At 68.5% G+C, this 3,921-nt stretch carries 2 protein-coding genes; both read left to right on the top strand.

Features of this window, described 5'->3' with window-relative positions:
- Window positions 1-2,376 (top strand): glycerol-3-phosphate 1-O-acyltransferase (locus tag ACFWF3_RS27260; RefSeq protein ID WP_379316242.1); only part of this gene is annotated, 2,376 nt, incomplete at its 5' end.
- Window positions 2,376-3,921: HAD-IB family hydrolase (locus ACFWF3_RS27255; RefSeq protein WP_379316240.1), on the top strand; the 1,546-nt coding region annotated here is incomplete at its 3' end. The genes ACFWF3_RS27260 and ACFWF3_RS27255, both read left to right, overlap by 1 nt.

Genomic DNA, 3,921 nt, shown 5'->3' with positions numbered 1-3,921 from the left:
GTGGTCGCCCTGGTCGACGCGGCCTCCGGCGTCGAACGCGCGGTGATCGGCGACTGGATCGCCCAGGGCGGTCTCGGCAGGGAGATCGACTCCACGGCCCCGGTGACCCAGCTCGACCTCGACGCCAAAGCCATCACCAAACGCCTTGTCGGCAGGCACGACGACCCGCTGGTGGTGCCCGTCCGGGTGTTGTGGCTGCCGCCCGAACGCGACGGCGTGCGCCGGGTGACCTTCGCCGACCTGGCGATGCTCACCAATCCGCGCAAACCCAACCGGCTCGTCCAGCGCAGGCTGCTGCGCACCGAACCCGACCGCCACCGCGTGCTGGTCGGCGCACCCGCCCGGCTCAGCGCGCTGCGCACCAACAACCCCGAGGCCGCGGCGCTGTTGCGCGCGGGCTCGGCGGATCCGTTCGCGCGCGCGGTCGTACGCGCCGCCGTGGTCGCGCTCGAACGCGCCGAACGCACCGTCATCGGCGATCGCTACAAGGTGCCCCAGCTGGTGGCCGAGGAGATCCTCGACTCCCCCGAATTCCAGCGCAAGCTCGACTACATCGCCGACGAGATCGGCTCCGAACCCGACCAGGTGTACCGCAACGCGGAGAAGGCGCTACGCGAGCTCGTCGCCGCCCAGAGCCGGCTGGTCTCGGACCTGTTCACCCAGGCGATGCGACCGGTCCACGCCTCGACCTGGAAGGTCGACACCGATCTGCGCGGCCTCGACGCGTTGCGCAAGCTCAACCGCAAGCACCCGCTGGTGTTCCTGCCCTCGCACCGCTCCTATGTCGACGCGTTCGTCCTGGGTGACGTGCTGGCGCGCAACGATTTTCCGCCCAACCATGTGATCGGCGGCGCGAACCTCAACTTCTGGCCGATGGGACCGATCGCGCGCCGCACGGGCACGGTGTTCATCCGGCGCAGCTTCGGCGACGACGAGGTCTACAAGGCGGTCGTCGAGGAGTACTTCGCCTACCTGCTGGCCAAGCGATTCAATATGGAGTGGTACTTCGAGGGCGGGCGCACCAGGACGGGCAAACTTCGCCCGCCGCGTTACGGACTACTCAACTACCTTGCCGCCGCGGTCCGTTCGCGGCGCGTCGACGACGTGATGCTGGTGCCGGTCTCGATCACCTACGAGCGGCTCAACGAGCTCGGGGCGATCGCGAGCGAACAGGCGGGCGGCACGAAGAAGGCCGAGGGTATCGGCTGGCTCGCGAAATATGTTCGGCTGCAGCAGCACTCGGCGGGACGGGTGTATGTGCGCTTCGGCGAGGCGCTTTCGGCACGCGAGCGTCTCGGCGTGCACGGCGATCCGCTCGATCAGCGCCCGGTGACCATTCCGCTGCGCGATACCGAGACCGGTTCCGCCACGGTTCCCGATGAGAAAGCCGTGGCCGACGCCGAGCACAAAGCGGTGCAGCGCTTGGCTTTCGACATCGCGGTCGGCATCAATGAGGTCACCCCGATCACCGTCAACGCGCTGGTCACCCTGGCCTTGCTGGGCGTGCACGAACGGGCGCTCACCCTCGGGCAGGTGCGCACGGTGCTCGATCCGGTGCTCGGCTACATCACCGTGCGCGGGCTACCGAGCGGCGAATTGTCCACGCTGCGTGACGAACAGGGCCTGCGGGTGGTGCTCGAGCAGCTCGCGCTCGCGGGTGTTGTCACCGTGTACCGCGGCGGGTTGGAGCCGGTGTACGCGATCGAACCCGGGGTTCACCTCGAGGCGGCGTTCTATCGCAACAGCGCGGTGCACTGGTTCGTCAACCGGGCCATCCTCGAGCTGGCCGCCCTGACCGCGGTGGAACAGCCGGGTGACGATCCGCTGCGGGCGGCGTGGAAGGCGGCCTTCGCGCTGCGCGATCTGCTCAAGTTCGAGTTCTTCTTCCCGGAACGGCAGGAGTTCGCCGAGCAGATCATCGAGGAAGTGCGCCTCATCGTGCCCGAATGGGACGAGCACACCCCCGACGACCGGCTGGATCGCCAATTCCTCGGCGCTGTCACCGAATCCGGGTTCGTGATGGCCCATCGGGTATTGCGATCGTTCTTCGACGCGCAGCTGGTGGTGGCCGAGCGTCTGGTGGCCCGCGCTGCCGACGCGACGATCGATCGCAAGGAATTCATCGACGAATGCGTGGCGGTCGGCAAGCAGATGCTGTTGCAGCAGCGGCTGCACAGCCCCGAATCGGTGTCGTCGGAACTGTTCACCAGTGCCTGGAAACTGGCCGACAACCACGGCCTCATCGCACCCGCCGCCGCGGGGGCCGAAGCCGAATTGATCGGCAAGCGCCAGGAATTCGCCGACCAGCTGCGTGATCTCGGAGAGCGCATCGCGCGGGCGGCCTCGCTCGATCCATCGAACAGGAACACGAACTGATGAGCACACTCGCCGAAGCAGTGTCCGCGATCCGGTCGGGTCCGCAGGGCGCACGGATCGCCGCGGTGTTCGATTTCGGGGGCACCGTCGTCGACGGCCTGCCGCGACGGGGACTGGCACGCAAGGTGTTCCGTCGTGGCGACGGCCGCCGGGCCACCCTGCTCGGTGGTATCCAGCGCGGTGGCAGCGATGGTGACTACGGACGCTTCCTGCAAGCCGTGGAACAGACCTGGGCGGGTGCCTCGGAGTCCGAGCTCGAGCAGCTGGGCCGCAAGGCTTTCGCCGAGCAGATCTACGGGCGACTGTTTCCCGAGGCGTGGCAGCTCGTCCGCGCGCACCAATTGGCCGGGCACACCGTGATCATGGTCAGCGAGCTCACCCGATTCCAGGTCCGGCCCGTGGCCGAGCGGCTCGGCATCGACAACGTACTGTGCACGGAACTCGCCGTCCGAGACGGCGTTCTCACGGGCCACACGGCGGGCGCACCGCTGTGGCGCACCGGAAAAGCGACGGCGGTAGCCGAATTCGCCGCGGACCTGGAGGTCGGCTATGTCTATGCCGACAGCGTGACCGACCTGTCCCTGCTCGAACTCGCCACCCGGCCGACCGTGATCGACCCGGACCCCGCGCTGGCCGCGATCGCCATCGGCAACGACTGGCCCACCCTGACATTCCGGCTGCGCCGAGCTCCACGCCCCGTCGACTACCTGCGCACCATCGCCGGCTTCGCCGGGCTCATCGGCGGTGCGCTGATCGGCGTACTTCGCAAGTCCTACACCGGCAAACGCCAGACGATGGCCGACGCGCTCATGCACGACGCCACCACCGCCACCCTGCGCGCGATCGACGTACAGCTGCGCGTGGTGGGAGCCGAGAACGCCCGCGCACCCAGGCCCGCGGTGTTTCTGTTCAACCACCAGAGCCAGTTCGACGTGATCATCGTCCCGAAGGTGCTCGACGGGGCGGTGACCGGCATCGGCAAGAAGGAACTCGCCAACCACCCCCTGTTCGGCCCGCTGATGCGGTTCGTCGGGGTGACCTTCATCGACCGCACCGACACCGAGCGCGCGAAAGCCGCACTCGCCCCGGTCGTTTCGACCCTGCGCGACGGGCTCTCGATCGCGGTCGCCCCGGAGGGAACGCGCTCGTTCACCCCCGGTGTCGGCCCGTTCAAGAAGGGCGCCTTCCATATCGCCATCCAGGCGGGCGTGCCGGTGATCCCGGTGGTGGTCCGCAATGCCGGCGAGATCGCCTGGCGGGATTCACCGATCGCCCGCCCCGGCATCGTCGACGTGGCGGTGCTGGCGCCGATCGACGTCTCCGGCTGGGACCCGGCCGACATGGACGCCGAGGTGGAAGGCGTTCTGCGTGGTACCACGCAGGGGGCGGTGATCTCCTCGGCCGGGGCGTCGAGATACGCCTTGACGTCCTTGATCGTGTCGGCGGAGAGGTCCTGCGCGTTCCGTACGACGACGACCTTGCGCTCGGCGAAGAGCGAGGGGCTGGTGAGCTCCGCGAGCGTGCCGGGCTGCAGCTGGTCGGAGG

Origin of the sequence: Nocardia sp. NPDC060220, from assembly GCF_042727815.1 — a bacterium.
Taxonomy (GTDB): Bacteria; Actinomycetota; Actinomycetes; order Mycobacteriales; family Mycobacteriaceae; genus Nocardia.
Note: the sequence above shows the minus strand (reverse complement) of the source record. Positions and strands in the feature narration are given on the sequence as shown.